The organism is Cellulomonas hominis (assembly GCF_005239125.1).
Classification (GTDB): domain Bacteria; phylum Actinomycetota; class Actinomycetes; order Actinomycetales; family Cellulomonadaceae; genus Cellulomonas; species Cellulomonas hominis_A.
In genome coordinates, this window is the sequence record NZ_SZYE01000327.1 from 1 (window position 1) to 1,671 (window position 1,671).

The 1,671-nt window shown below is 78.3% G+C and carries 1 protein-coding gene and 1 pseudogene; both read right to left on the reverse strand.

The genetic code is table 11. The features are described from left to right. On the reverse strand, window positions 1–1,375 hold a 1,375-nt coding region (locus FA014_RS19375; protein WP_154731233.1), incomplete at its 3' end, for a GTPase. Continuing rightward, window positions 1,372–1,671, reverse strand: a pseudogene (locus FA014_RS20385) (hypothetical protein); the annotation flags it as partial. The pseudogene FA014_RS20385 and the gene FA014_RS19375, both read right to left, overlap by 4 nt.

Here is a 1,671-nt window from a genome sequence, read left to right on the forward strand (position 1 = left end):
GTGCTCGCGGTGCTGTGCGCGTGGCTCGCGGTGCGGGCGCGCCGCGCGGCGGCGAGCCGGCGGGCCACGCGCACAGCACCGCGAGCACCGCCAGCACGGCCGCGGCAGGCCAGCCCAGCCGCAGCAGCTCGTCCGGGCCGGTGCCCGATCCCCAGGTCCGCCACGCACCCGCGCCACCAGCGGCCAGCGCGCCGACGCCGAGCACGACGGCCAGCACCAGCAGCGTCACGGCGAGCCGCGACCGGCGGGTGACGACGGCCACCCGGGACAGCGCCTCGTCGGCCGCCGAGCGGATCTGCTCGGTCCCGGCGAGGGCGCCGCGCACCGCCTCGACCCACCGGCGCGGCAGCCGCGCCGTGACCGCGTCGGTCCACTGGCTGCGGGCCAGCGCGACCGCGCCCTCCTGCACCGACACCAGCTCGGGGACCGTCGTCGCGCTGCCCCGCACCACCGCCGCGACGGCGTCGGCCAGCGCCGGCAGCCCCGCCGCGTGCGCCAGCGTCACGGCGACCGGCGTCACGTCCAGCGCGTCGGCCGGCGGCTCGGCGTCGCCGACCTCGCCCTGCACGAGCCGCGCGGCGTCGGCGATCTCGGCGGACGCGCGCCGCGCCGCGAGGCTCTGCCGCCCGACGACCTCGGCGAGCGTGTCGCGCATCTCGGCGACCCCCTCGCCGGTGCGGGCGGACGTGCTGCGCACCTCCACGCCGGTGAGCCCGTCCGCCGCCAGCAGCCGCGCGACGTCGGCGACCAGCGCGTCCCGCTGCTCGGGGGGCACCGTGTCCACCTGGTTGAGCACGACGAGCATCGCCCCCTCGTGCCCCACCAGGCCCCGCAGGTAGCCGGAGTGCAGCGAGTCGTCGGCGTACTTCTGCGGGTCGACCACCCAGATCAGCAGGTCGGCCATCGGCAGCAGCCGGTCGACGGTCTCGCGGTGCGCGTCCTCGATCGAGTCGTGGTCCGGCAGGTCGAGCAGGACCAGGCCGCGCAGCGGCGCCTCGGTGTCGCCGTCGAGGGCGCTCTCCCGCTCGATCCGCCGGTCGTCGGCGACGTCGAGCCAGTCCAGCAGCTTCTCGCCACCGCCGCCCCAGACGCACGCCGTCGGCTGGGAGGTGGTGGGCCGCTTGACGCCGACCTCTGCGAACTCGAGCCCGCAGATCTCGTTGAACAGGCTCGACTTCCCGGAGCCGGTGCCGCCGAGCAGGGCGACGACCGTGTGGTCCACCCCGAGGGCGAGCCGGGTCCGCACCTGGTCGCCGATCCCCCGCACGCGGCTCGCGACGGCCGGGTCGAGGCGGTCACCACCGACCGCGAGGGCCTCGTCCAGCCGCGCCAGGCGCTTGGTGAGCGCGGCGGTGTCGCCGCGGGAGTCGGTCATGTCAGCCCCTTGATCACGGCCAGCCGCAGGCGCAGCGTCGACGCGGCGTCCGACGCGAGCGCCGGGCGGTCCAGCACGGCGGCGGCCGCGTCCCGCTCGCGACCGGCCTGGTCGGCGGCGTGCTGCGCGAGCCGGTCGCGGAGCGTCGCCGCCACGGCGGTGCCGCGCTCGCCGAGCAGGTCGACCAGCATCCGGTCGGCCGCCTCCAGCCCGGCGGCCGACGCCAGCGCCAGCGCCGCCAGCCCCTCGTCGCCGAGCGCCCGCTGGGCGGCGGCGGCCCGCTTGGCGGCCTTCGC